Origin of the sequence: Enterococcus sp. RTP21361st1_A6_RTP21361_211029 (genome assembly GCF_040910045.1) — a bacterium.
In the GTDB taxonomy this organism is placed as follows: domain Bacteria; phylum Bacillota; class Bacilli; order Lactobacillales; family Enterococcaceae; genus Enterococcus_D; species Enterococcus_D gallinarum.
Genome location: NZ_JBDGBK010000021.1, coordinates 1 through 25650, shown reverse-complemented (window position 1 = coordinate 25650; position 25650 = coordinate 1). Strand labels below are relative to the sequence as shown.

Annotated in this window: 20 protein-coding genes and 1 other annotated feature; of the genes, 1 reads left to right on the top strand and 19 read right to left on the bottom strand. The window is 39.7% G+C overall.

The genetic code is table 11. The features are described from left to right. Position 1 precedes the first annotated feature (1 nt). The 7 genes from AB5Z52_RS05730 to AB5Z52_RS05700 all read right to left on the bottom strand — a co-directional run bounded on the left by AB5Z52_RS05730 (position 2) and on the right by AB5Z52_RS05700 (position 7674). Positions 2-1447 (bottom strand): alpha-N-arabinofuranosidase, encoded by a 1446-nt coding sequence (locus tag AB5Z52_RS05730; protein WP_137264610.1) that lies wholly within the window; start codon positions 1445-1447, stop codon positions 2-4. Further along, positions 1448-2431, bottom strand: a complete 984-nt coding sequence (locus AB5Z52_RS05725; protein WP_005470178.1) for a family 43 glycosylhydrolase — start codon at positions 2429-2431, stop codon at positions 1448-1450. It abuts the gene before it with no gap. A 3-nt stretch (positions 2432-2434) separates the two neighbouring features. Next, the gene (locus AB5Z52_RS05720) at positions 2435-3898 is read right to left on the bottom strand and encodes a glycoside hydrolase family 43 protein (protein WP_229073635.1); all 1464 of its coding nucleotides are present in this window, start codon (positions 3896-3898) and stop codon (positions 2435-2437) included. Then, on the bottom strand, positions 3850-4461 hold the full coding sequence (locus AB5Z52_RS05715; protein WP_368243592.1) for a hypothetical protein: 612 nt from the start codon (positions 4459-4461) through the stop codon (positions 3850-3852). Before AB5Z52_RS05715 ends, AB5Z52_RS05720 begins: the two co-directional genes overlap by 49 nt. A gap of 4 nt (positions 4462-4465) precedes the next feature. Continuing rightward, on the bottom strand, positions 4466-5299 hold the full coding sequence (locus tag AB5Z52_RS05710; RefSeq protein ID WP_005470175.1) for a carbohydrate ABC transporter permease: 834 nt from the start codon (positions 5297-5299) through the stop codon (positions 4466-4468). Positions 5300-5310: 11 nt separating this feature from the next. After that, positions 5311-6228, bottom strand: coding sequence for a carbohydrate ABC transporter permease (locus AB5Z52_RS05705; RefSeq protein ID WP_005470174.1), 918 nt, complete (start codon positions 6226-6228; stop codon positions 5311-5313). Between the two features lie 105 nt (positions 6229-6333). Then, positions 6334-7674: a sugar ABC transporter substrate-binding protein gene (locus AB5Z52_RS05700; RefSeq protein WP_005470172.1), complete on the bottom strand. Its 1341-nt coding sequence runs from the start codon at positions 7672-7674 to the stop codon at positions 6334-6336. A 416-nt stretch (positions 7675-8090) separates the two neighbouring features. On the opposite strand from AB5Z52_RS05700, the gene AB5Z52_RS05695 reads away from it, so the two are divergent. Further along, complete coding sequence (locus tag AB5Z52_RS05695; protein WP_003128227.1) at positions 8091-8981, top strand: transcriptional regulator; 891 nt, start codon at positions 8091-8093, stop codon at positions 8979-8981. A gap of 138 nt (positions 8982-9119) precedes the next feature. On the opposite strand, the gene AB5Z52_RS05690 is transcribed toward AB5Z52_RS05695, so the two are convergent. The 12 genes from AB5Z52_RS05690 to AB5Z52_RS05635 form a co-directional block, all read right to left on the bottom strand. Further along, entirely contained in the window at positions 9120-10943 is a 1824-nt protein-coding gene (locus AB5Z52_RS05690; RefSeq protein ID WP_003128226.1) for an APC family permease, read from the bottom strand. Positions 10944-11164: 221 nt separating this feature from the next. Then, positions 11165-13870 carry a YhgE/Pip domain-containing protein gene (locus tag AB5Z52_RS05685; RefSeq protein ID WP_137264612.1) on the bottom strand — a complete coding sequence of 902 codons (2706 nt, stop codon included), beginning with the start codon at positions 13868-13870 and terminating at the stop codon, positions 11165-11167. Positions 13871-14142: 272 nt separating this feature from the next. Further along, the gene (locus tag AB5Z52_RS05680; RefSeq protein WP_029486321.1) at positions 14143-14820 is read right to left on the bottom strand and encodes an HAD family phosphatase; all 678 of its coding nucleotides are present in this window, start codon (positions 14818-14820) and stop codon (positions 14143-14145) included. A gap of 57 nt (positions 14821-14877) precedes the next feature. Then, on the bottom strand, positions 14878-15675 hold the full coding sequence (gene proC, locus AB5Z52_RS05675; RefSeq protein ID WP_029486320.1) for a pyrroline-5-carboxylate reductase: 798 nt from the start codon (positions 15673-15675) through the stop codon (positions 14878-14880). Positions 15676-15745: 70 nt separating this feature from the next. Further along, the gene (locus AB5Z52_RS05670; protein ID WP_003128220.1) at positions 15746-16447 is read right to left on the bottom strand and encodes a GntR family transcriptional regulator; all 702 of its coding nucleotides are present in this window, start codon (positions 16445-16447) and stop codon (positions 15746-15748) included. A gap of 54 nt (positions 16448-16501) precedes the next feature. Then, complete coding sequence (locus AB5Z52_RS05665; protein WP_368243595.1) at positions 16502-18898, bottom strand: DNA translocase FtsK; 2397 nt, start codon at positions 18896-18898, stop codon at positions 16502-16504. A 295-nt stretch (positions 18899-19193) separates the two neighbouring features. Next, a complete protein-coding gene (locus AB5Z52_RS05660; RefSeq protein WP_003128218.1) occupies positions 19194-19997 on the bottom strand; it encodes an amino acid ABC transporter substrate-binding protein in 804 nt (267 codons plus the stop codon). Between the two features lie 12 nt (positions 19998-20009). Further along, on the bottom strand, positions 20010-20642 hold the full coding sequence (locus AB5Z52_RS05655) for an amino acid ABC transporter ATP-binding protein (RefSeq protein WP_003128217.1): 633 nt from the start codon (positions 20640-20642) through the stop codon (positions 20010-20012). A 13-nt stretch (positions 20643-20655) separates the two neighbouring features. Beyond that, positions 20656-21300, bottom strand: coding sequence for an amino acid ABC transporter permease (locus AB5Z52_RS05650; RefSeq protein WP_003128216.1), 645 nt, complete (start codon positions 21298-21300; stop codon positions 20656-20658). Between the two features lie 138 nt (positions 21301-21438). After that, positions 21439-21798, bottom strand: a binding site (T-box leader). A 169-nt stretch (positions 21799-21967) separates the two neighbouring features. Further along, entirely contained in the window at positions 21968-22681 is a 714-nt protein-coding gene (locus tag AB5Z52_RS05645) for a GntR family transcriptional regulator (protein WP_005470159.1), read from the bottom strand. After that, positions 22644-23711 (bottom strand): ADP-ribosylglycohydrolase family protein, encoded by a 1068-nt coding sequence (locus AB5Z52_RS05640; protein ID WP_029486318.1) that lies wholly within the window; start codon positions 23709-23711, stop codon positions 22644-22646. The genes AB5Z52_RS05645 and AB5Z52_RS05640 overlap by 38 nt, the downstream gene beginning before the upstream one ends. 26 nt (positions 23712-23737) lie before the next feature. Then, positions 23738-25114, bottom strand: a complete 1377-nt coding sequence (locus AB5Z52_RS05635) for a PTS transporter subunit EIIC (RefSeq protein WP_137264614.1) — start codon at positions 25112-25114, stop codon at positions 23738-23740. Positions 25115-25650: the final 536 nt, after the last annotated feature.

The following is a 25650-nucleotide window of genomic DNA, read 5'->3' as shown; positions in this document are numbered from 1 at the left end:
ATTACACCGCCAAAGATATTGTCAATACACTCATAGCGGGTATATTGATCGTTAATTGGCTATTATTTGTTGTGTAGTCTTCAAATGATTGGATCACTACGTCTTCCGGATGATCAAAATCATTGTGTGCATTCATTTTATCCCCCACAATATAGCAAGCTTCTTTGATTCCTTGAATGGCAGTTTCAAAGTCAAAACTAATTGCTTCCGAGCCAGATACTGCGAAATTGCAGATCGACAGGTGGAGGGTATCTGCTTGTTTCGAGACCGTGTAGGTGATCGTTTCACTTGCTGCTCCATGACTCTCGATGCGTTCGGCATCTTGATGGACTTTGTACAAATCAAATACATGATAGCTTGGTGTTTTGACCATCTTTTCGCCATCAGTCAAAATCATTGCCTGCAAAACATTCACTGTCTGGGCAATGTTTGCCATGTGCACTCGTTCTGCATGCTTATGAAAAATGTTTAAGGTGATAGCAGCTACCATTGCATCACGAATCGTGTTTTGCTGATATAAGAATCCTGGATTCGTTCCGGGTTCAGCAGAAAACCAAGTTCCCCACTCATCAACAATGATGCCCACCCGTTTTTCAGGATCATATTGATCCATGATCGCACTGTGACGCGTAATCAATTCATCCATATGCGCAGCTTTTTGACAGGTAATAATCCATTCTGCTTCATCGAATGCTAACGCACTACCTTTTTTCTCCCACCCTTGGGGATGGACATAATAATGTAAGCTCAATCCATCCATCAGCCAATGGGCATTCTTCATCAACGTTTTTGTCCAGTGGTAGTCATCAACATTTGCTCCGCCAGCCACTTTGTATATTTTTTGATCACCGTATTGACGAACGTAAGTCTGATACCGACGATAAAGATCAGCATAATATTCTGGACGCATATTTCCACCGCAGCCCCAATTTTCATTTCCTACACCGAAAAATTTCATGCTCCAAGCTTCTTCATGACCATTTTCTCGACGCCAATCTGCCATTGGAGAAATTCCGTTCATGGTAATGTACTCGACCCATTCAGACATTTCTTGGACTGTCCCACTGCCGACATTTCCATTGACATATGCTTCACATTCCAGTTGTTTGACCAATTCAAAGAATTCATGTGTCCCAAAATGATTATTTTCAGTCACACCCCCCCAGTGAGTATTGACGATCGTTTTTCGATTTTCTTTTGGTCCAATACCGTCTTTCCAATGGTATTCATCGGCAAAACAGCCACCTGGCCAGCGTAAAACTGGAATCTTGATATTCTTCAAAGCTTCCACAACATCCGTACGCATCCCATTCTTGTTTGGAATAGGAGAATCTTCTCCTACGTATAATCCTTCATAGATACAACGGCCGAGATGTTCTGAAAAGTGTCCGTAAATATATTTGCTGATCGTTGTTCCTGATTTTGTATTTAGAATTTTGATTGTCATCTAACTCACCATCTCTTCAGATTTTGTTATCGCTACTGGCTCTCCAAATATAGGAAAGCCATCTTTATCCCAAGTGAAGCTCTGTGCCATCGCATGTCGATTAGGATTTGCCAAAGGATCTCCAGACTGATTTTTTTCTGGTCGTGCATGATAGACTAAAATATCTTCACCCTCTAAGCCTGTAGTAAAAGAATTGTGCCCAGGACCATATTGACTATTTTTCTCAGATGATTTGAAAACAGGCTCTGCTTTTTTATGCCAAGAAAAACCATTTAATAAATCACTATCTTCATCTGCCCAAAGCAAACCCATCGCATAGTTTTCATCGGTAGCACTTCCTGAATAAGTAATGAATATCTTCCCATTTCTAGTAATCACTGCTGGACCTTCATTAACCATAAAACCAATCTTTTCCCATTCAAATTCTGGAACAGAGAGTAATAACTGTTTCCCAGTTAGAGTCCAAGGTGTTTTCATTTCTGACAAATAAAGATTTGAGTTCCCTGGGATTCGCGGATCTTGTTGTGCCCAAACATAATAAAGTCTTTCGCGATGCGAAAATACCGTGCCATCCAAACTAAAACTTTCAAACTGGGTCTTAATCTGCCCTTTTTCAGTCCAGCTTCCTTCAAATGGATCATCATGTTCATTTTCAATAACAAACATTCGATGGTGATGGACTTCATTGCGAATCGTACCATGATCACTAGCAGCAAAGTAGATATACCATTTCCCCTGAATGAAATGAATTTCTGGTGCCCAGATGAGTTGGCTCATGGGACCATCTTTATGTGCCCGCCAAACATTTTTTGTTTCAGCTTTCTCTAAGTCATTCAATGATTTTGCTCGCCTAATTTCAATCGATTGATAACCTGGTACTGAACCAGTAAAATAATAATACCCATCACTATGATGGTAGACCCAAGGGTCGGCTCGTTCATACACAATTGGATTTATCAAATCATTCGTTGTTTTTTTCAGCATATCTTATCCCTCATTCTCTACAATAAATAGCGGAACACCTTCTTCAGAAATTCCTGTAAATGTCATCACTTGTTTTCCTTGGTTTTCATCCCAAGAAAAAATAAATTTCCCTTTGTATTCAATATCGTCAAGGATGAGTAGTGAATCCTTTGAAATATTATCCTCTGCTAACTTCCATAATCCAGAAACAGCCCCGGAAACTTTTTTATCCTTACTTAAATTGATTTTTAGTGGTGCTTTTGCATCATCAGTAATCAACTTATCAAAATGGATCAATCTGTATTCTCCGCTAATTTGATCATCCGAGTAATCAGCTATTTTTTCGTTACTGTACCTTAAAGGAGAGACAACAGGCCATCCATCTTCAGTAAAATACATTTGGTGTACTCTTACCGAATGATTTTCTCCACTATTTGGAAAACGCGTATGAAAAATCAAAAAATATTCTCCTGTTTTTTCATCATAGTAGGATGAATTATGCCCAGGTGAGATATAACCGGCATTTGTTAATCCGTCATCTTCTTCATATAAAAAATTTCCGATGAGCTTGGTTCCAAAACTCTGAATGCTTGTGTCATCAAATTGTGTGCCATATTTTCCTTTCACCTCACTCATCGCATTTCCTTGAATATCTTCATAGGGTCCATCTGGCTGCTTTGAACGAGCAACTCGAATGTTGTAGCCCCCATTTGCATCAAGTCCACCAAAAGAGGTGAAAAGATAGTAATAGCCAGTTTCAGAATTATATTGAATATAGGGTGCCTCAATGCGGCTATGATTTCCTCCCAAAAGGTGTTTTCCATAAGTATTTTGTTCTTTAGGCAACCCTGTCTCATCATCCATCTCTAAAATGAAAATACCGCCAGAATAAGAACCGTAAACCATCCATAGTTTCTCTTCATTGTCATAAAAGACGTGAGGATCAATCACATTGGGGTGAACTGCGGCATTGTATTCTTTCCCAAATTGAGGTGAAGTTCCTGAATACAAAAATGACTTTACTTTTTGATAGGGTCCTTCGATAGAATCAGATATAGCAACGCCTAAAACTGAAAGCGGGGAAGAGCCTTGACAAAAGCAATAATACAAGTAATATTTACCATTTTTAAATTGCTGAATGTCACTTGCCCACAATGTATCTGTTTGAGCATAGTCAAACTCATCAGCAAGTTCTTCACGAATATTATTGAAAAGCGAACTATCAGCTACCGAATTTGAGAGTTGTTTCCATTGAATCAAATCATCTGATTTTGCGAATTGCATATGAGAACCAATAATATAATATGTGTCTTTATCTCTAATGATCGATGGGTCATGCACACTAACATCTGCATATTCTGGTCTTTCAATCACTTGCTCCGCTCCTTTCAGCTGACAACCAGCAAGCAGTAGCATCACTCCAGCAAGGAAAAATCTTTTCATATAGATCTTAACAACCCTTTCTTTTGATAACCTGAAATCAGACATTTGCTAGCTACATAAAAGAACAATGGACTAGCCACAAAAAAGAACCAGTGATAAGCCAAGCTCAAAACTGCAAAAGAGAGGATCATAACTACGCACATTAGTGAACGACCGGGCAAAACTATTGGACTTACTAGCGAGAAAGCTATTTTTTTCAACCAACTGTCTCCACTCATCTCTGTCGCTAAAATCAAATTCAAAAGAACCAATAAGAGATAACTCATCATGATCAAGATTGGCCATTGGAAATAAGCTCTCATGATACTACTTTGCTGAATGAATACTAATTCAACATAAAAAAGTGAAAAAAGGATTGGAAAAACAATCACTCGCCATTGGAAAATTTTGATGGAGCGGATATATTCTTGCCAATATTTTTGAAAAATTTCACTGTAAGAGTAATAACCAGTGAACAGGTCCTGCTTATTTAAAAGCTTAAGTACCGCTCTTGTACTTGGGATTAAGCCAGCAAAGAAAAATCCGGCAATAAAGCCAAGGAGCCATAATATATTCAATTCAATAAAAAGGATGACCACATTGATCCAATGCATTGCCTTAATAAACATTTTTTCACCCTTTCATACCAGAAAGCGCTACGGATTCAATAATTTGCTTCTGGAAAATAATAAATACGACTAATACTGGCAACAATGAAACAACGGAAGCTGCCATGATTAATGGATAATCTGTTTGAATCGCATAAGCTGCATTTAAATTAGCAATGACTACTTGTAACGTCTGTTTCTCTGGACTATTTAGATAAATCAATGGCGCTAAATAGTCATTCCAAGCTCCCATAAACCAGAGAATGAATTGTGCAGCAATTGCTGGACGGATCAACGGAAAGATTAACTGAAAAAATGTTTGTAAGTATCCTGCGCCATCGATTTTTGCTGCTTCCACGATAGAATCAGGAATATTGGAAAGATACTGCCTCAAGAAAAAGATCATGGTAATATTCCCAAACATGCCTGGTATGATCAATGGCAACAATGTATCGACCCAACCAATTTTCGAAAACATCATAAATTGTGGAATCATGACAGCTGGATATGGAATCATAAGCGCTGCTAACAAAAGTAAAAATAAAACATCCTTGAAAGGCATACGTAATTTTGCAAATGAAAAGGCAGCAAGGCTGGAAGTCAATGTTCCAATGATGGTGACCGAAAGAGAAACAATCACCGTGTTTTTGATACCTGAGAATAATGTATCTAGTTCAGACAAGCGCTTGTAGGCATCAAATCGAACTGGATTTGGAATCCATTGTGGAGGCAACTGAAAAACTCCAGCTTTATCTTTTAATGACGTAGAGATCATCCACAAAAGTGGTCCCACCATGATGATAGCTCCAAGGGATAAAATCAAAACGATGAGCATATTACTTAGTTTAATTTTTTTCATCATTTCTCCTCCTAGTCCAACTTGTAGCTTGAACGATTATTCATATAAAATTGAAATGCTGTAATGCCAAATACTAATATAGCTAAAATCAGTGCCATACTGCTGGCATAGCCCATCTGCCAATTTTTGAAGGCTTTTTGCCAGATATACCAGACTACAGTGGCACTACTATATTGTGGTCCACCTGTAGGTGTCATGATATTGATTTCTGTAAAAATTTGAGATCCACCAATGATATTTGTTACTACCAAAAAGAAAGTAACAGGTCGAACCATGGGCCAAGTAATATTTCGGAACTTTTGAAACGATGAAGCACCATCTAACTCAGCCGCTTCATAAAATGTCTTAGGAACACTTTGGATTGCTGCTAAATACAGAAGCATAGAATAGCCTAATCCTTTCCAAACAGACATGATAATGATAGCTGGCTTAACAGTAGAGGGATTTTGTAACCAATTAGGACCGCTTATCCCAAAAATAGCTAACACTTGATTGACCAATCCAAAATCCCCGTTATAAGCCCATTGCCATAAAATAGAAATTGCGGCCAGAGAAGAAATAACTGGAATATAATAAATTGTTCGGAAGATGGTCGTTCCTTTGATACCTCGACTTAATGCAGATGCTAACATGAAAGAAAGAATCAAGCCAATCGGAATTCCTAACATCAAAAATACAGTATTGTACATCGTTTTATAAAAATATTCGTCATTAAATAGTTTCCGGAAATTTTCTAATCCAACAAAGTTCATTTGTCCCAACCCATTCCAGTCAGTAAATGCGGCATAAGCTGAATAAACTAACGGAATAAGCGAAAATAAGATAAACCCAATGACAGGAAGTAGGACAAATAAAAAAGCAACCCGATGTTCTTTAGCATATAAACTACTTTTGTTTGATTTTCTTTTCTTTATTTCAACTTGTTCCATCGAAAAGCCCCTTCTCAACTAATATTTAGGGCTATAACAGAGGTGTCTTAAACTGACAAGTACTCGACCTCTCTGTCTTTTGACATCTGTCATAGCCCTGGTGACTTATTTTGCCGTTTCTTGTTGCTGAAGTGCGGCATCCAATTTAGCTTGCATCTTCGGTTGTACTTCTTTCACGTAATCTGCAGCAGTTTGGTCGCCATCTAGTACCGGTTGAATATTGATGAAAAACTCATCGTACCACTCAGCATTATAAGTAGTTGCTGCTGGCATAGCTCGACCATAGTCTTGAACAATATCCAAGAATTCTTGCTTATTTGTAGGGACACTTTCGGTATCTGATGCCCATTCTTCTGCCATATCGATCAAGTTAGGAATTTGAATCTGTGCATCCACCAATTGTTGTTGACCATCTTCTGAAGCACTTAAGTATTCTACAAGCTTCACTGCTTCATCTGGATAATCTGTCTTACTCGCTACACCAATCCCCAAAGAACCGACGTATGTTGCTGATTTACCAGTTGATCCCGCTGGCCATGGGATCAAATCATATTCGAAATCTAATCCTGCATAGGTGCTCATATCCCATGGACCGACAGGGAAGAATGCAATTTCGCCATTCATCCAGCGTTGATACGTATCCAAGGTTTGTGCATCAGAGATCGACGGTGTTAGTTCATGAACGTTTTGTAAGTCGGCAAACCATTGTAATGCTTCCGCAAATTCTGGTGTATCCACAGTCACTGTATCTTTGTCTTCATTGATCCAATCTCCACCATTGCTCCATACAAATGCTTGAAGACTCCAATTGACATTAAAGCCAGTTGCCCATTGATCCATTTTTCCATCGCCATCTTTATCTTTTGTCAGCTGTTTCGAAACATTGACAAAATCATCCCATGTATACGGAGTGTCTGTGTCGGGTAAGTCAATTCCAGCCTCTTTGAACATATCCTTGTTGTATCCCAAAGCAAATGGACCGACATCTTTAGGTAGTCCGTAAAGTGCACCTTCACCTACCTTCTCACCATCGTAGCGGTAACTATTCACTCCATATTCCCAAATATTTGACAAATCAAAGTCGGAATTTTCGATTTGATCGGTTATATCAAGTAAAACACCGTTATCTACATAAGCCATTAAATTCCCTTGTTCTACATAAAAAACATCAGGCATATTACCACCTGAAATTGCGGCTTGCAGTTTTGTAGCATACTGATCGGCATCTGTTGCAATTATTTTAACGCTTACGTCATTTGCTTCTTCAAATTGTTTAATAGCTGTTTCATAGGCTTTCTTTTCATCTTCACCGCCACGGAACATAAAAGTGATTTCCTTTTTTCCGTTGTCATTGTTCGCATTACCACCACTATTTCCACATGCTCCTAAGATCAAACCGCTCAAACCCAATAATGCGCCAGAAAAAAGCAACTTTTTGATTTTCATTTTTTTCATCCTTTCAGATTTAACCTCTAAATTATTTGTAATCGATTTATGAAGTGCGTCAAAAACTTCCTCTATAGATAAGTATGATAAGTGTCACTTTCTACAAAGATTTTTGAGGAAATAATACCTATGTGATTTTGCTACAAACTGTTTTTACTGTTCTTCCTCCTCATTTAAAATAATTCATTTAAAACAAATGATAAAAGCAGCGTTTGCAAACACTTTCAATTTACAACTAAATAATAACTTTATTTGTAATCGCTGTCAACAATATTTTAATTAAATAAAACTAAATAATATACCTATTAATTAATATTTATATTAATAAAAACTACTATAAATAATCCTATTTACACAAATTAACAAATATGTTAACATTCAAGTAAATCATTTATAACTATAATGGGGGTGAAATGATGCAATTAGAAATCAATCAAGAAGCATTGCCCGTCTATGAGGCGTTAGCTAGTAATGTACGGATCAAAATCATTCAACTACTTGCAAGAAACAAAATGAATGTGAAAGAAATCGCACAAGAATTAGGATTAAGCAGTGCTATCGTCACGATGCATATCAAAAAACTAGAAGAAGCAAAAATTATCAAGACAGAACGTGTCGGTCAGCGAAAGATATCTAGTCTGAGAGTCGATCATATCGATATCAATTTTCCAGAAAAAATCTTTAATGCATTCGATACGAGAGAAACGTCAATTCCAATTGGTCATTATACAAATTATTCGGTTGAACCCACTTGTGGATTAGCCACGCTTGCTGGTTTTATCGGTCCAGTAGATGAACCTAAATTTTTTATGGACCCCAATCGAATGGATGCTCGCATCCTCTGGTTTACGAAAGGGTTTGTTGAGTACCAGTCACCTAATTTTCTTTCTCTAGATGAGAAACTAGAGATGATGGAGATTTCCATGGAGATTTCTTCTGAATTCCCTTTTTCTAATAATAATTGGCCGTCTGACATTACCTTTAGCTTAAATGGCATCGAGCTTGGAACTTGGACAAGTCCCGGTGACTTCGCCGATATTCGCGGCAAGTATACGCCAGATTGGTATCCTGATAACTTAAATCAATATGGGTTATTGAAGACGATTCGAATCATGGATCATGGGACTTATATGGAAGGAGAACCTTTATCAGACGTCACGATCAAGGATATTCCTGCTTATGAAGATACTTGGCATTTAAGAGTCGAGGTAAAAGAAGAGGCTGAAAATATGGGCGGTTGTACATTGTTTGGCAAAGGGTTTGGAAATTACGATCAAGACATCAAAATCAAAATGTTTTACAGCTAAACGTTTTTAGGAATCACAGGCACACTCTCTCATCATTTTTGATGTGCGGTAAAAGATTCCTTCGCTGAAAATAAGACAAAAAAGACCATCTCGCTCGATATTAGAGTTAGATAGTCTTTTTTGATTATAAAACTTAATCTATTTCTTCAAATGATAACTGTAAGTTCCTACGACAATGTTTTCACGCCATGATAAACGGAATCTTAGACGCAGACTTGTTTGGTTGTGTAAAATATTTTGCCAGCGACGACGTGGCACGAACTGTGGAATGATAACTGTCGTCGTATAATTGTGTTTCGTTGCGTTTTTGCTGACTAGATCTACATAACGAATGATTGGATTTTCAATTGAACGATAAGAAGAATGCACTACAGAAAAACGGACATCCGGGAAATTTTGTTTGAACTCTTGTTCGATTTCTTTTTCCTTCTTGACATCTTCATCTAAAGATACGTGCATTGCAACTACATAATCTCCGATGGATTGTGCATAATTCAAAGCCCCGATATTTACACGGGTCACATTTCCTACTAATACAATAACGGTATTGCCATCATATTTGTGGAGTGCCACTTCTTTTTCCAAACGTAGCTGCTCAGCGACTTTCTTATAATGATCATGGATCTTATAAAAGACAAACAGTAGGATTGGCATGATGATAAAGAATGGCCAGATGTCACCTAGACGAAAAACAAACAAGATCGCAATGATCGCAAAAGAAATCAACGCTCCGACGATGTTGGCCAATGATTTCAAGAACCATCCTTTACCAGCTTTCTTCCATCGAACTACCATTCCTGTTTGTGAGAGCGCAAAGGGAATGAACACGCCAATCGAATAAAGTGGAATCAACCGTTCCGTCGATCCTTGGAAAATGAACAATAGAACGATCGAACCTGCTGCCAGCGTAATGATCCCATTAGAATAACCCAAGCGGTCTCCCCGATCTTGATACATATGAGGCATATACTTATCTTTCGCTAAGTTATAGGCTAACACTGGGAATGCGGAGAATCCAGTATTCGCTGCAACTGCTAAAATCAAAGCCGTTGCGAACTGCAGAACGTAATACATGAATCCGTGACCGAAGATCGCAGCTCCGATTTGCGAAAGGACCGTTACTTCTGCTTCTGGAACGATTCCATACCAATAGTTGATGAATGTAATCCCCACAAAGAAGAAACCTAGGATCGCAGCCATGATCGTCAATGTTGCAGCTGCATTTTTTGCTCGCGGCTTTTTGAAAAACGGCACGGCATTACTGATTGCTTCTACCCCTGTCAATGAAGAAGAACCAGAAGAAAAAGCGCGTAAGATCAATGCGACAGAAACCCCTGGCACAACAGCACCTGGTAAGGCTGTGGCATTTAATGGCTGTACCCCAGTGATAATATTAAATAATCCTACAAGAATCAAGATCGTGATCACAGCGATAAAGGTGTATACAGGAACCATCAAGAAACTCGCAGATTCTCGTAGCCCCCGTAAGTTCATCATCATGATCAGTAAAACAATAGTGATCGAGATACCCACCTGATGCCCATATAGAGCGGGTACGGCAGAAGTAATCGCTTCTGCCCCAGCCGATACCGAAACGGCAACAGTCAGCATGTAGTCGATCAATAAAGAGCCGCCAGCAATCAAACCTGCATTCTTGCCCAAATTCTCACTACTAACGACATACGCCCCACCACCATGAGGGTACGCATGAATGATTTGACGATAGGATAAGGTCAATGAAATCAACAAGATAATAACGAATGCGGCGATCGGTAGTGAATACCAGATAGCAGCAGCTGACAAAGCAACTAAGACAACAACGATTTGTTCGGTCCCATAAGCAATCGATGACAATGCATCCGAAGATAACAAAGCCAACGCGGCTTTCCTTGTCAATTTTTGTTCATCATTCTCCGCGGATTTCAATGGACGTCCGACCAACAAACGTTTCAAATATTCCACTTTCTTACACTCCTTTTTTCATGAAAAAGATCATAATTGCACATACAAAATTTCTTTGATAATTACTGAATTAACAAGACTGTATGCTACTCCTGAAACCGACAAAAGTCAATGAAAATGGCATGAAAAATTTGAACAAACTCCCTCTTCTTTTTATCAGAATTCGCAAGAAGATTCAAGAAAAGCAGATAGAACATCGTGCCCTATCTGCTCTTGATTTTTTAATGGAAAAAATGACTCTTTTTCGAGACATTATTTAGTTTCTTAGTTACATCTGTTAGATAAGGATAAGCCCATGTTCCTATGATGCCAAATACAATAAACAACAGTGACAAAATAATCAACTGAGGAATGGCATTTGGCCAATAGATCCCGCCGGCTGATTCCCTTAACAGATTGACTGCATGGGTGAATGGTAACAGCGGATTAATAAATTGGAAAAATTTACCAGAGACTTGGATCGGATAATTTCCGCCCCCACCAGAAATCGATAGAACAAGGATAATGATCGCGATCCCTTTCCCGACATTGCCAAACAGTCCGGCTAAGACGTAGACGATCATCATAAATGCTAGTCCAACGAGTAATGCGAACAAGACGCTGTATACCGGATTATGAACATCTACTCCTAATAAGAACATATTTCCTAGTGTAACGATCAAGCTTTGCGCAATGGCCATAGTTAGGAAAGTCAGCATTCGAGCAACGAATGTTTCTCGTTGCGTAAAGCGTTCTTTATCTTTCTTCTCTAAATGATACTCTGTTGTAGCCACACTTGACAACAATAACGCCCCGACCCATAAACACAACGCTGTATAGAATGGAGTGCTGGCAGAACCATTGTTGGCAATCGGATAGATGTCATTTGTTTGCAATTCAACTGGTTGTTTGAAGAAATCCGCTTCTTTAGTTGCATCAAGCTTCAACAACTTGATGATCTCGCCTAGATCAACTTCACTTTCACCTTTGCGAATCGCATTGGCTGCCTTATGAATGCCTGTTTTGATATTTGGCCAATCATTATTGATCAAATCAACTGCCGCATTCAATGCTTTTTCTACATCTGGCAGTTTCTCATCAACCATGTTCATGGTCGAAGTGATTTCAGCTTTGATGGTTGGCCAGTCATTTTGTAAGAAACCAGCCGCAATCCCTAACTTATCTTCAACGATTGGCAGTTCATTGTTGTAAAGATCGGCCCCTTTGTTGATGGCTGCGACGATCTCATCCATGTGACCATTGAGCATCGTATTGGCATCATGCAACTCTTGCTTAATAGCAGGTAATTCTTTTTGATACTTTTCTAAGATACTGATAGCATTGCTGACCACATTTTTGGTTGATGCCAATAAAGACTTGAAGTCAATGGCTTGCGCTTTTTTCAATACATCTTGAGCTGTGGTGATGGTGGTGATCAATTTAGACAAAACATTGTCGATGGTATCGGTAATATTCGTCACATTAATGCCTTTTAAAAGATCCGTAACATTTTGTGCAGCAGTGTTGACTTCAGTTAAATAGTCGGTAATAGCCTCTGTATTCCCATTTTTGACCAATTCGCTTAAATGATCTAGCCGCGAAGAAAGATCCCCCAAGAGACTTTTTGCATTCGTCAATTGATTAATGATCCCTGATAAATCGGATGTGTTGCCTGAGTTTTGAAGATTCGTTAAGAAAGTAATCAAGCCATCCAGCGCTGCTTGTTGCCGTTGAATATTTTGTTGGAAATCACTGATGACCTTTTGGATGTTTTCCCGTTCTTGGTCGGTCAATTGATTGTCAGCAATTGCTTGTTTGATTGTATTCGTTAAGCTAACTGTCGTGGTAGCGACTTGACTGATGGAATCAATCGTTACTTGAACACTATTAGAAATACTTGGTAGCGCATCTTGTAACTGTTGGGCACCTTCTTTCGTCGCTGAGGCAAAGTCTGTTGCTTGGTCCCCTAATTGTTGGATTTCTGGCAATGCGGTTTGTACTTGATCAATGATTTGCAGTCCTTGTTTAGCTGTATCAATACCATCTGTCATTGTACTAGCAATAGAATCAAAATCATCATCGATCATTTTTAATTGCTTGCCGGCATTTTGGATCTCAGGGATCTTTTTCTGCAATGTCAGAATGACACTAGCTTGTTTTTTTAATTCTGGCAGCTTGTCATTCAATGCGATCAGTTTATCCCCCATTTCATCGACCTGAGGAATATAATCCGTAAATTCTTCGGCTTTGGCGATTTTGTCTTTGATTTCCGGGAACTTGTCATGCAAATCAACAATTTGCTTCGTGTAACTATCAATGGTGTCAAGATTGCCATCGGTCTCTAAAATCATATTTTTGACTTTATTGATACTAACTAGATTTGAATCAATATCATACCCGATTTCGTTGAACACTTTGACTAATGTAGAACTAGCAGTTTCAATAAAGTTCTTTGAGATCTGTTCTTGGAGACTGCTTGCTCCCTTGTCAGTAATCTTAGGTGCGATAGCATTGATTTTTTGGTTACTGTAGTATTCAATTTTCGGTTTAACGATCGTACCGCTGGTAAAACTGACCAGATCTTTTGAAAAATCAGCAGGCAAGTAAATTCCCGCGTAATATTTACCTGATTTGACCCCTTCCACTAATTCTTTTTTAGAATCTAGAAAATGCCAACCTAACTGTTTATTTTCATGTAAAGAGTCGATCACTTCATTCCCAATCGATAGCTCTTTCCCTTGGAATTCTGCGCCTTTATCCGCGCTGTAAACCGCAATGGGCAGTTCACTAGTGTTTCCATATGGATCCCATAATGCTTTGATATTGAACCACGCATAAAGCGAGGGCAAAATCATCAAAGCAATGATCAAAAAAGCGGAAATCGGATTACTAAAAATTCGTTTCCAGTCTAATTTGTATAAATAAAACACGTTTTTGATTTTGTTCATTTTCTTTCCCCCACTTTTCTTCGTCGAAGGATAATTTACCACGTTTTTTGTACGCCGCCAATGGGAATGATTCCCTTGATATCAGCCTTTTGACAAAAAGTACCATTTGTCAAAATGAAACCCCTTTACTTTTCGCGTAATTTCCCTTATTGTTAATCTTTTCTTTAACTTTAACACGACTGCTTTTGGCAGACGAACAATTTGTTTGCTAAAAGCAATCATAAAAAAAGCACCATTGACCGTTTCCCTTGATACGATCAATGGTGCCTGTTCTAGTTTGTCAACTGCTCAGTGGCCAATAGTTGATAAACGTACTCAAGAGAAGTCGTTTCGGCATAAAGGTTCAAACCTGCTTTTTCATCAGCTGAAAAATGGTGAGTGAAACTTTGATCCGGTATCAACACCACTTGAATTCCTGCCCGAGTTGCCGCGGTAGCTCCTGGCAATGAGTCTTCCATAACTAAAGCTGATTCAGAGGTTCGTGCTGCTTTTTTCAATGTCAGCAAATAGGGAGCCGGATCTGGTTTGTGTGCTGGGACATCGTCACCAAATGTCTTGAAATCAAATGCATTCTGCAATTCAAAATGATCCAGTAGTTTTTCACCTCGAAAAGCCATCGAAGAAGTGGCTAATGCTGTCTTTAACCCTTTTTCTCGTGCCAGAGCCAATGTCTCACGAGCAAATGGTTTTGGCTGCAAGTTTCCATTGAGCAATTGGTCTTCAATGTACCCTTCTCGTTCTTGCCGAAGTTCCTCCACACGTTGAAGACCACCAACTTTTTTCGCTAGTAAGGTTGCTGTCTGTTGCCAACTTTGCCCACGCCAAGCAACGATATCTGCTGATGTGATCGGTAGATGGTACTTTTCAAAAAGTGCCAACCAGCCTTCATGATAGACTCTTTCCGTATCTAGCAGCAATCCGTCCAAATCAAAAATCAATAATTCTTTCATAGACTCTTTACTCCTTCTCTCCTTCATACTCAAGCAGTTTCAATATAAGTATTTTAATCAAGACATTTGACGATTCTTTTCGGCAGCTGCATGAACAGCCTTCATCACCGCAGCACGAAAGCCATTTTCTTCCAGTGTTTTTACGGCTTGAATGGTCGTACCACCAGGAGAACTGACATTGTCTTTCAATACACCAGGATGTTCTTTGGTCTCCAGCACCATCTTCGCAGCGCCTAAAACTGCCTGAGCAGCAAATTCATAGGCCATTTGGCGGGTCATTCCTTCGGCGACTGCGCCATCGGCCAATGCTTCAATGAACAGATAGGTATATGCTGGGGAAGAACCGCTGACCCCAATCACAGCATCGATCATGGATTCAGGCACTTGAGCTGCTTTTCCCATGCTTTCAAATAATTTTTGGATTTCTGCAACTTCCTCTACGGTCACATGCGGATTGTTACTGATAGACGTCATCCCTTCTCCGACTAGTGCCGGAGTATTCGGCATCACTCGAACGATCTTGCGCTGACCCAAAACTTCTTCCATCTGCGCAATCGTAACGCCTGCTGCGATCGATACAACTAACTGTTGTTCATTTAATTGCGCTTTTAGATCCTCCAATAATTTAGGAAACACAAACGGTTTGACAGCTAAAATCAAAATGGAAGCAGCTGCGGCTTCAGAAAGTTCTAATGTAGGGGTGATCCCTAAATCTTGTTCCAACTGTTTAAGTGTCGGTTCATACCGATGATTGTAGACTAAAATTTCCTTTGGTTGATATAGTTCCGATTGGATCAATCCTTTGATAATTGCTTTTGCCATATTTCCGGCCCCGATAAAGGCGATGGTTTTCATAACACTCACTCCTTCTAACATTTATGATCCTATGTTCGCTGTTTCTTGTAAAAAAAGCCTAATCAAGAGATTAGGCTTCAAACTCGATCACATAAGGATGCAATGCTGTATTATAGATGCCCTCTGTATATTCTACCACTTCTCCATGCAGATCATAAGAGCGACGGACGCGCTTTAAAGCGGAAATCTCTGGTGTGATCAGAAATTTTTGTTGTTCCTCATTCAACGTCAGTCCTGCAAATGAATCTTCAAAGGTATCGATCACCATCCGATGTTCATCTAAAATACGGTACAGTGATTTTTCTTCCAATTCTTCCATGGCAAGGCCTTTTAACAATTTGGGCAAATGATATTCATAATAAATAAATGGTTGATGGTCAAAATAGTACATGCGCCGCAAACGCATGACTTCTCTGCCCATCAAAGCAGAAGCTGGATGATCTTCTGCGAGCTCGACTAGGTTAAAATCAAGATTTTTCTTGGTATATTCTTTGCCGGTTTTTTCTAATAACTGGCTGAAAGTTGTCCCTTTAGACAACTTGTTATAAGGTCGATTACTTAAAACCGTGGTCCCGCGTCCACTGCGCTTTTCGACATATTCATCTGCTGCTAATAGCTCGATTGCTTTGCGTACCGTGATTTTACTCACATTGAAGGCTGCTTCTAATTCGGTTTCTGTCGGTAGAAAAGAACCAACAGGATAGTGTCCGGACATGATGTCTTCTTTGATTTTATCTGCCACATCACGATATAAAATATGTTTACGCTTCATTTCTTTCCTCGCCTTTCCAGTCATTGATTCTCTCTCAAAAAGAGGACTTGCACGTTACTCATCAAAACCCGGCACTTCTTCGGCTGCTGCTTCGATCAGCACCTTCCGAGGCTTACTGCCTTCTGAAGGACCTACGACCCCTTGGTCTTCCAATTCGTCAACAAGACGGGCTGCCCGATTGTAGCCAATCCGAAAGCGGCGTTGTAATAAAGAGACACTTGCCGTCTGCATTTCGATCACCAATGCTTTGGCATCATCAAATAGTTCATCCTGTGGTTGACCACTGCTGGTACTTGCCGTATCTTCTTCGGTAACCATCATTTTCTCTTCGTAATTCGCTCCCTGCTGCTCGGTAACAAACGACACGACCCGTTCTACTTCGTGGTCTGAGATAAAGGCTCCTTGCACCCGGATTGGTTTATTCTCACCCATAGGCAAGTACAACATATCGCCTCGTCCAAGAAGTTTTTCCGCGCCGTTGCTGTCAATGATTGTCCGGGAATCGACCCCGCTGGAAACGGCGAACGCCATTCTTGAAGGTACGTTGGCTTTGATGATTCCTGTGATGACATCCACACTAGGACGTTGTGTCGCCAAGATCATATGGATCCCTGCAGCCCGCGCCATTTGAGCTAGACGAATGATCGCATCTTCTACTTCATTACTTGCGACCATCATCAAGTCAGCCAATTCATCAACAATGACAACGATGAATGGCAAGATTGGTCGGTTTTCACCATCTTCTAAATTTTTATTGATCACTAGTTCATTGTATCCTGTGATATTTCTAACTCCTGTCGCAGCGAACTTCTCATACCGTTCTTCCATCTCTTTAACCACTTTTTGCAACGCTTGCGCTGCTTTCCGAGGGTTCGTCACTACCGGAGTCAATAGATGAGGAATGCCATTATAGACATTCAATTCAACCATTTTCGGATCGATCATCATCAATTTGACTTCGTGGGGTTTTGCCCGCATCAAAATACTTGTGATGATACCGTTGATTGCAACGGATTTCCCACTACCAGTAGATCCTGCAATCAGTAAGTGAGGCATTTTCGTTAGATCGGCCGTTTGGACACGGCCAGAAATATCTCTACCCAAAGGGACTTCTAACAACTTATCGGGATGATCCGGCTGTGCTTCAATCACCTCTCGGAAGGAAACCATGCTGACAGCACTGTTAGGCACCTCGATCCCAATCAGTGATTTCCCAGGAATCGGTGCTTCCATCCGTACATCTTTAGCAGCTAGTGCCAGTGCGATGTCATCTGTTAAGCCAACGATTTTGCTGACTTTGACTCCGACTGCTGGCTGTACTTCAAATTTAGTTACTGCTGGTCCTAAACTAGCTTTTACCACCTTGGCATCGACGCCAAAGCTTTGGAAAGTCTTTTCTAAAACACCAATGTTTTGTTCGATTTTTTTGTACTCGCTGCTTTGATCGGTTGCAGGGATCGAGTCCAACAATTCAGCGGACGGCAACTCATAGTCGCGATTTTCTGCTTCTTCGGAAATTTCAAATTCCAATACTTCGCCATCATCTTCCATTTCTTCAACGCTTTCTTTTTTCTCCTGTGCCAAAGCCGGAGAGGATGATGCAGCTGGCGGTGTTTTGGGCAATTCTTGAAAATGATCGATTGGCACAAAACTTAACTGCTCTGGTTCGATTTCCGACAAATCTGGTTCTGATTGGGCTGCTCGCTCTTCTTCCGTGAAGGGACGGACTTGATTCTTTTCTTTGATCTCAGCCAAAACAGCAGAACGCTCTGCTTCTTTTTTCGCTGCTTTTTCAGCAGCTTTTTGCGCTTTTCGTTCTTCGCGGGCTGCTTGTTTTTCAGGTGATCCTTCCAACCATTGCTGAACCTTTTCACCAGCGTGCTGCAGATGCTCCAACAACTCGTGACTGCTCATCTTACTGAACAAAAAGCCCCCGATCATGATCATCAAGACAGCTAAAATGTAACTGCCGATCTGGGATACAAGGAAATAGGTTCCGCGATAGAAGAATGCGCCGACCATGCCTCCTCCCACATTTTGTGAAACTTGACTGCGGCGAATATCATCCAGCAATGTCGACCAAGTCGTCTGCAAGACATTCGGCGATTCATTCATGACATTATTGAATAAATGCGCATGCAGGATCACTAAGATCCCCAAATAGATCAGCACACAGCCAACCACTCGACGTAAACTCGTAAAACGAGCTTCTGTGGTCTTGATTGCCAACCATCCCCCGTAAACGGCCAATGCGAGACAAAGCACTTGATACGTATTGCCTCCAATGATACGAAAGCCGTTAGCGATCAGCGTTCCTAAAAAGCCTAAGTGGAAAAAACCAAAGATCGAAAACAAGATGAAAAGCAAGCCGATGCCGACTAGAATCAGTTTCTCTTGTTGTTTTTGTTGTTTTTTTGTTTTGCGTTTCTTCGCGCGTTTTTTTTGCGCCATTCTTATCCCTCTTTTCGTCTCTACCTATTATAACGAAAAAAGAAGGCGAACAAAAGTTTTCCTGTCAGAAAGTTTACTACTAGAAATAAAAGATCCCACTAATGAAAAAAAGACCGCTCCATAAATCCATCAAACAAAGACGATCTAAAGGAGAAAAGACAAGAAATGCTTCTTAAAAATCTCTTTAGTAAGACTACAGTTAAGCTACCTTGCACCTGTTCATCAATCGCTTCATGCCAGGTAGCTACTGTGATCGTTTTTGTTGTGGCTTATGTCGCCGTCAATCGTTTTTCATTTATTCAGGAGAAACATCTTCTCCAAACCATTTTTCGGAAATCTCAGCAAATGTGCCATTTTCTTGCAGTTTCTTTAATCCCTCATTGATTTTATCCGCCAATGCTTGATCGTCTTTTCGTACTCCTACTGCAAAATTTTCGGCTTTGAAGGGACTTTCAATAACATTGTAATCGTCCGCTTTTTTCGTCTGAGTCAAATAGTACTCCGCGTAGACCCGATCGATCAAAAGACCATCGATCCGACCATTTTCCAAATCGATAAACGCTTCGTTGAAACTAGCATATAAAGTTGCTTCATTATCGGCGACAATGTCTTTCAATACTTCTGGTTGATTGTTGAAGGTATCATAGCCAGAGGATCCTTCTTGTGCCCCTAGAACTTTGTCTTTCATTGCATCAAATGAAGTGATGTTGCTGTCTTTGGCAGTTACTAGAACCTGCTTGTTTTCCATATAAGTATCGCTGAATAATACTTTCTTTTCCCGGGCTTCTGTTTTTGTGTAGCCATTCCAAATCATATCGATTGTACCATTATCTAATTCTGTTTCTTTCATCGACCAGTCGATTGCTTGGAATTTGACTTTGGTTCCTGTTAAATCAAAAACGGCTTTTGCTAGGTCAACATCGAAACCAACGATGTCCCCTTGGTCATCTTGAAAGCCCATCGGTACAAAGGTATCGTCCAACCCAACGATGACTTCCTCTTTGTCTGCAGCACTTTCTGCTTTCTCGCTACTGTTGCCACATGCAGCAAAAAGTAATAAGCTGGCTCCGGCTAACAACGTTAATCCAATTTTTTTCATTTTTCTTCCTCCTTAGTTCCCTTCAACTTCTAATAATTGATCGGCAATATTTTTTGCAAAAACCAAATCATGGGTAACCACGATCTGAGTAACGCCCTCTTTTTTCAAATCTAAGATCAGTTTTTCGACTTGCTGGCGCAGACCTGGATCTAATGCACTCGTAGGTTCATCATACGCCAATACTTTCGGATCCATCGCCATCGCCCGCGCAATCGCTACCCGTTGGCGTTGCCCTCCTGAAAGTTGGTAAGGATATTGCGTTAAAAGTTCAGATAATCCCAACTGTTTAGCCAAAGCAACAGCTTTTTCGGTATAGCTAGCTTTGTCATGTTTCAATACCATTTTTGGTGCCAGTGTGATGTTATCGAATACCGACAAATGCGGAAATAGCTGAAAGTCTTGAAAAACGACACCGACTACTTGTTCTTGTTTTTTCGTATCCGTGGGATCAAAAGGTTGTCCATCTAGTAAAAAAGTTCCTGAATCGATGGTCTCCAATCCAGCCAGGGTACGCAGCAGGGTTGTTTTTCCACCGCCAGAAGGTCCGACTACCGCTAGGATGCTGCCTTCTTCAATTGTCAGGTCTAAGCGATCGATAACCTGCTTGTCGCCAAATGCTTTTGATACTTGTCTCAGTTCTAACATGTTCCTACGCCTCCTAACGGTAATAATCGAGTTTTGTTTCTAACTGTTTCAAAATCAGTGTAAAAATACCAGTCATCATTAAGTAAATCAGCGCAACGCCCAGTAATGGTACCAACGTGCTGTCTCGTTCCATTGCGATTTTACCGATACGCATAACATCTGACAAACCTAAAATATAGACAAGCGAAGTATCTTTTACTAAATTGATCACTTCGTTCCCTACTGAAGGAAGCGTGATCTTGACTACTTGCGGAATGATAATCTTGCGAATCGTCTGTAAAGGTGCTAGGCGCAGAACTTTTGCTGCTTCGTATTGCCCTGCAGGGATTGATTGGATCCCTCCCCGAAAAATCTCGGCATAATAAGCGGCATAATTGATAATAAAGGCAATCAGTGCTGCTTCAAACCGATCAAAGACAATGTTCAGGATCGGCAGACCATAAAACACAAAGATCAGTTGTAACAGTAAAGGCGTTCCTCGCATCAGCCAGACATACACTTGCACGATTGCTTTCAAGATCCGTAGTCGACTAGCAAGAATAAAAGCCAAGATGATCCCTAATGGAATCGATCCTATTAACGTTAATCCAAACAATTTGATTGTGATCCCTGCCCCAGAAAGCAGTTGCGGCATCACACTTACTAAATAATCGATCATTTCTTTTTGCCTCCTTGATTTTGCGGCAATGACTGCTTGCTTGATTTACAATCACCAAGCACCATCTTGCCGTGTTTCCACTTGATTAAAATCATTAAAATGAAAGGCGCCCAACAAAAAACGCCCTCCGGCCTAATGCCAGAGGACGTTTAATACGTGGTTCCACCTCAATTTGTTTTTCCTTCACAGAAAAAACCTCATGCAGTCAGTTGATGGATTTGCTGATACCGCCATTAAATAAAAAAAGTCCTTTAGCCATTACAGCTAAAGGACGTTATCAACGCGGTTCCACCTTTGTTTATCAGTGCTTCACAGCAACTGATCTCAGAAAGTCATCAAACAATGACTGCTGCTATAACGGGCACTCCCGGTCTTTCCTACTCGATTCAGAAAAACGACTCCAAGATGTGGTTCACAAGTCCTTGTTGTCTCTTCTCACCAGCCAGAGACTCTCTTAAAACGAAGAAACCTTGCTACTCTTCTTTTCGATGTCTGTTTCATTAAGTTGTTTATTACTTTATACGCAAACTGAAAAAAAGTCAAATACTTTTTTTCAGTTTGTTGATCGGAAAATTCATTTTCACAAAATAAGAGACGAATAGAAACATTCTATCCGCCCTAAATGCATTTTAGACTTCGTAATGATCAGTACAACTTTGTATTCTCTCTATGGTACTTTCAGTTGAACATGATAGCGATAGCGGTCCCCACGATAATAAATTTCAGCATATTCAACTAAGCGATTTTTGTGGTCTTTAGTCAGACGCTCGACATATAAAAGTGGTGTATTCATTTCAATTTTTAATAAGTTGGAGAGTTCTTCATCAGACACAACTGACTCAATGGTTTCTTGTGCTGTTGTTACTATAAAACCTTGACTACGCATAATTTGATAAAGTGATGCATGTTTGTCAGCAAGATCTTTTTCTTTTAGATCAATGTATGATGGACAATATACTCGTTGAAATCCAATACATTGATCATCCACGTAGCGAAGGCGTTCGTGTTTGCTGACCTCCGCTCCTTTTGGCAAATCTAACTTACTACACAACACCTCATTTGCTTCCAAAGATGTATTTAAAGAAATTAACTCTGAATGATTGGACTGCAGTTTATTTTCTTCCGAAAAACTTAGAAGGGTTTGTAATTGCAGTAATTCTTTCGTACTGAGTACAATTGTACCTACACCATGAATTCTTTTGATAAAACCTTCATCTACTAAAAGTTGCAAGGCATGACGAACTGTAATACGGCTTACTCCGTATTTTTCTTGAAGTTCCGGTTCAGTCAAAAAAGGTTGCCCAACTGGATATTTTCCTTCATTGATTTCTTTTTTCAGCTCTTCATAAATCGAGAGATATTTTACCTTTGGACTTATCATTTTCATTCACCACATTTGCTAAAGATTCAGCCAAACTAGTTAAATCGTAGCTATTCGCTGATTGAACATCACGAAACAGTGGCGTAAAACGTTCATCATCTGGATCAATCAATGCCCCAACCATGGATCCTACAATTGTCGCAATCGTATCAGTGTCGTATCCTACATTCACTGCATCTATGATCGCATTAAAAGGATCTTGTTTGTTTAGGGCGATAATTCCAAACGCACACGGAACTGCTTCTGAGATATGGAGCCCACTACCGATGATTTGAGCTAGTCGCTGTAGTTTTTCTTCATGGGTACCAGATTCATTAACTATAGTATACGCTAGTTTCATGCGTTCAACAACGCTGGGACCGCCAACTTCTCGGGAATAAACTTTGCCTAATTCTTCTCCCCGACAAGCGCCATAAATCCCTATTGCTACTAATTGGTCCACAGTTGCATGGTCACACAAAGAGGCTGACACTGCTGCCGCAACTGCAGCTGCTCCAGAAATAGCCAGTGCATTATCATGAGTTACTTGCGTTATAATCAACGCTTCTTGAATAGCTTTTTCAATATCTCCTGGGTTTAATATCCCTGCAGGTGCGATTTTCATTGCAGCTCCGTTCGTAGCTTTTGAAGCATAGTCTACAGCCATAGCTCCCGGTAAAGGCGCCATTTTTTGATCAGGATTTTTATACATTGCAATCGCACTTCGCGTAGTTGGACCTGCAAATCGATCGAAGTACCATGTATTTTCTGACCATTTCAAGATGGCTGTCTTCACTGTTTCAGAATCAATTACTCCTCTATTTTCTATAATACTGTGACACAACGTATAAATTTGCGAAAAATCATCTGTGACTTGTCCAGCTTCATTCCCTAATGCAAAAGCACCTTCCTCTGGTTTTAAAAAGGTAGAAACTTTGCCATTGAACTTTGTTCTAATTTGATCAAAAGTAAGATTTTCTGTTGCAGCTCCCATAGCATCTGCAATAGCTGCTGCCCCCAATGTACCTTGAATTTTTATTTGTAAACTCATATAAACTATCTCCATTCTCTTATTCTTTATTTCATTTCAGCTTCTGGGTCTTTTATACCTAAAATGATTGTTAGGATCATTCCACCAAAAAATGCAATCACCAAACCCACAATGTACGCCCAAAGTGTAGGACCCGCAAAAGCTGGAATGGTGGTTAATCCTCCAAATACAAAGGCGTTACCAATAACATTAAATGCACCCATAAAAGCTCCACCCATTGCAGCACCAAGACAGCCAGCAATCAACGGTGTTTTAAATTTTACTCCTAGACCGTAAATAGCAGGCTCTACAATTCCAGACAAAAAGACAGAAGTAATTGCAGTCAAAGAAAAGTTCCTTAATTTGGTATTTTTTGATCGTAAGAAAACTGCAAATGCTGCTCCTGCCATCCCAAAGTTTGCAGTTGCGCCATACGCAATGAATGGTGAGTGACCTGTGCTAGCGATTTCCGGAATAATAACCATGGTATTTGGTGCCCAATGAACACCAAACATGATCAAAATATTCCAAATGCCACCTGTAATTGCCCCTGTAATAATCTGATTGATTCTTGCTAAATAATTTACAAATCCAGCAATACCAATACTAATATAGTTACCTAAGGGACCAAAAATACTGGCAGTTACAGGCACTAACACAAACAAAAGAACGGTTGGTATCAAAATCATATGCAAACTATTCGGAATTGTTTTTTTCATGAAATGTTCCATTTTCGATTGTACCCATGTTGTAAAAATTGCGGGCAGAATCTGCGAAGTGTAGTTAAAGACTGGAACTGGTAAACCAAAGAAAGAAATCGTATTGCCCCCGTCCCCTTGGATCAAATTAATAAAGTCTGGCATAATCAATGCACCAGCGACTGCAATGGCAATATAAGGACTCGTTTTAAATCGGTTTGCTGCAGTTACCGAAACTAGTAACGGTAAGAAGTAGAAGACAGATGTTGCAGCAAGTGTCAACATCAAATTTGTCGAGCTATCCGTAGATAAAATTCCGACCTCATTTGCAAGAATTGTAAATCCTCGAAGAAGACCCGATCCGGCTAATAAAGGTAATAAAGGCGAGAAAATACTCACTACGAGTTGAACAAACTCATTTATTAAGCTCTTTTTTGTCTGGACTTTAGAATTTTTTTCATTGGTCGTCTCATTATTTTCTCTATTCAATACTTTTAAGAAGTCTTCATAAACTTCCCCTACATTCGTTCCAATAATTATTTGATACCCGGAATCTTTATTGACTACTCCTGTCACACCATCCAATAATTCTATTTTTTCACTTTGAACTAACTCACGTTTCTTCAGACTTGGGCGTAATCTTGTTGCACAGTGAGTAATTGACTCAATATTTTCTGTTCCGCCTAGATACTCTAGAATCTGCTGGGCTAACCTTTCATTTTTCATGATAAATCCCCTTTCTATAATGAATTAGCAAGTCGTTATGACGTCATATCAACATCTAAAATATACCCCTAACGCCCTCGAGTGTAAACGATTACAAAAGAAATATATCCAAAGATTTATTTATCACTCATAAATCTGCTTTCAAGATTTAGCTTTTTTGAACACGTTCTATTGAAACTATTTTTTAACACTTTAGCTAAAAAGAGGATAGAAAGAAACTCCCTGTGATCTCTGTTCTAAGACGTCTTATTCTAATCATATTATAATCTGTTTTAATCAAAGTAAACATTAACTATAAAACTTTGAACTGTAAGAAGATGTATAAAGTCCACCAAAGTAGTTTCATTTAGAAAAATTTATCAAGTATATCTATTATTCAACTATCTCATTTCTAATTTTATTATAAATTAATGAGTTTGTATCAGACACCCAAGGAAGACTCTCTCGTCAAATCTAAAAAGGGTAATCGGAAAATAGTGTGGAAAGAGGGTTAAAAAGTACCCTCTTCCATAGCCTTAGACAGTGTGGAAAAATCA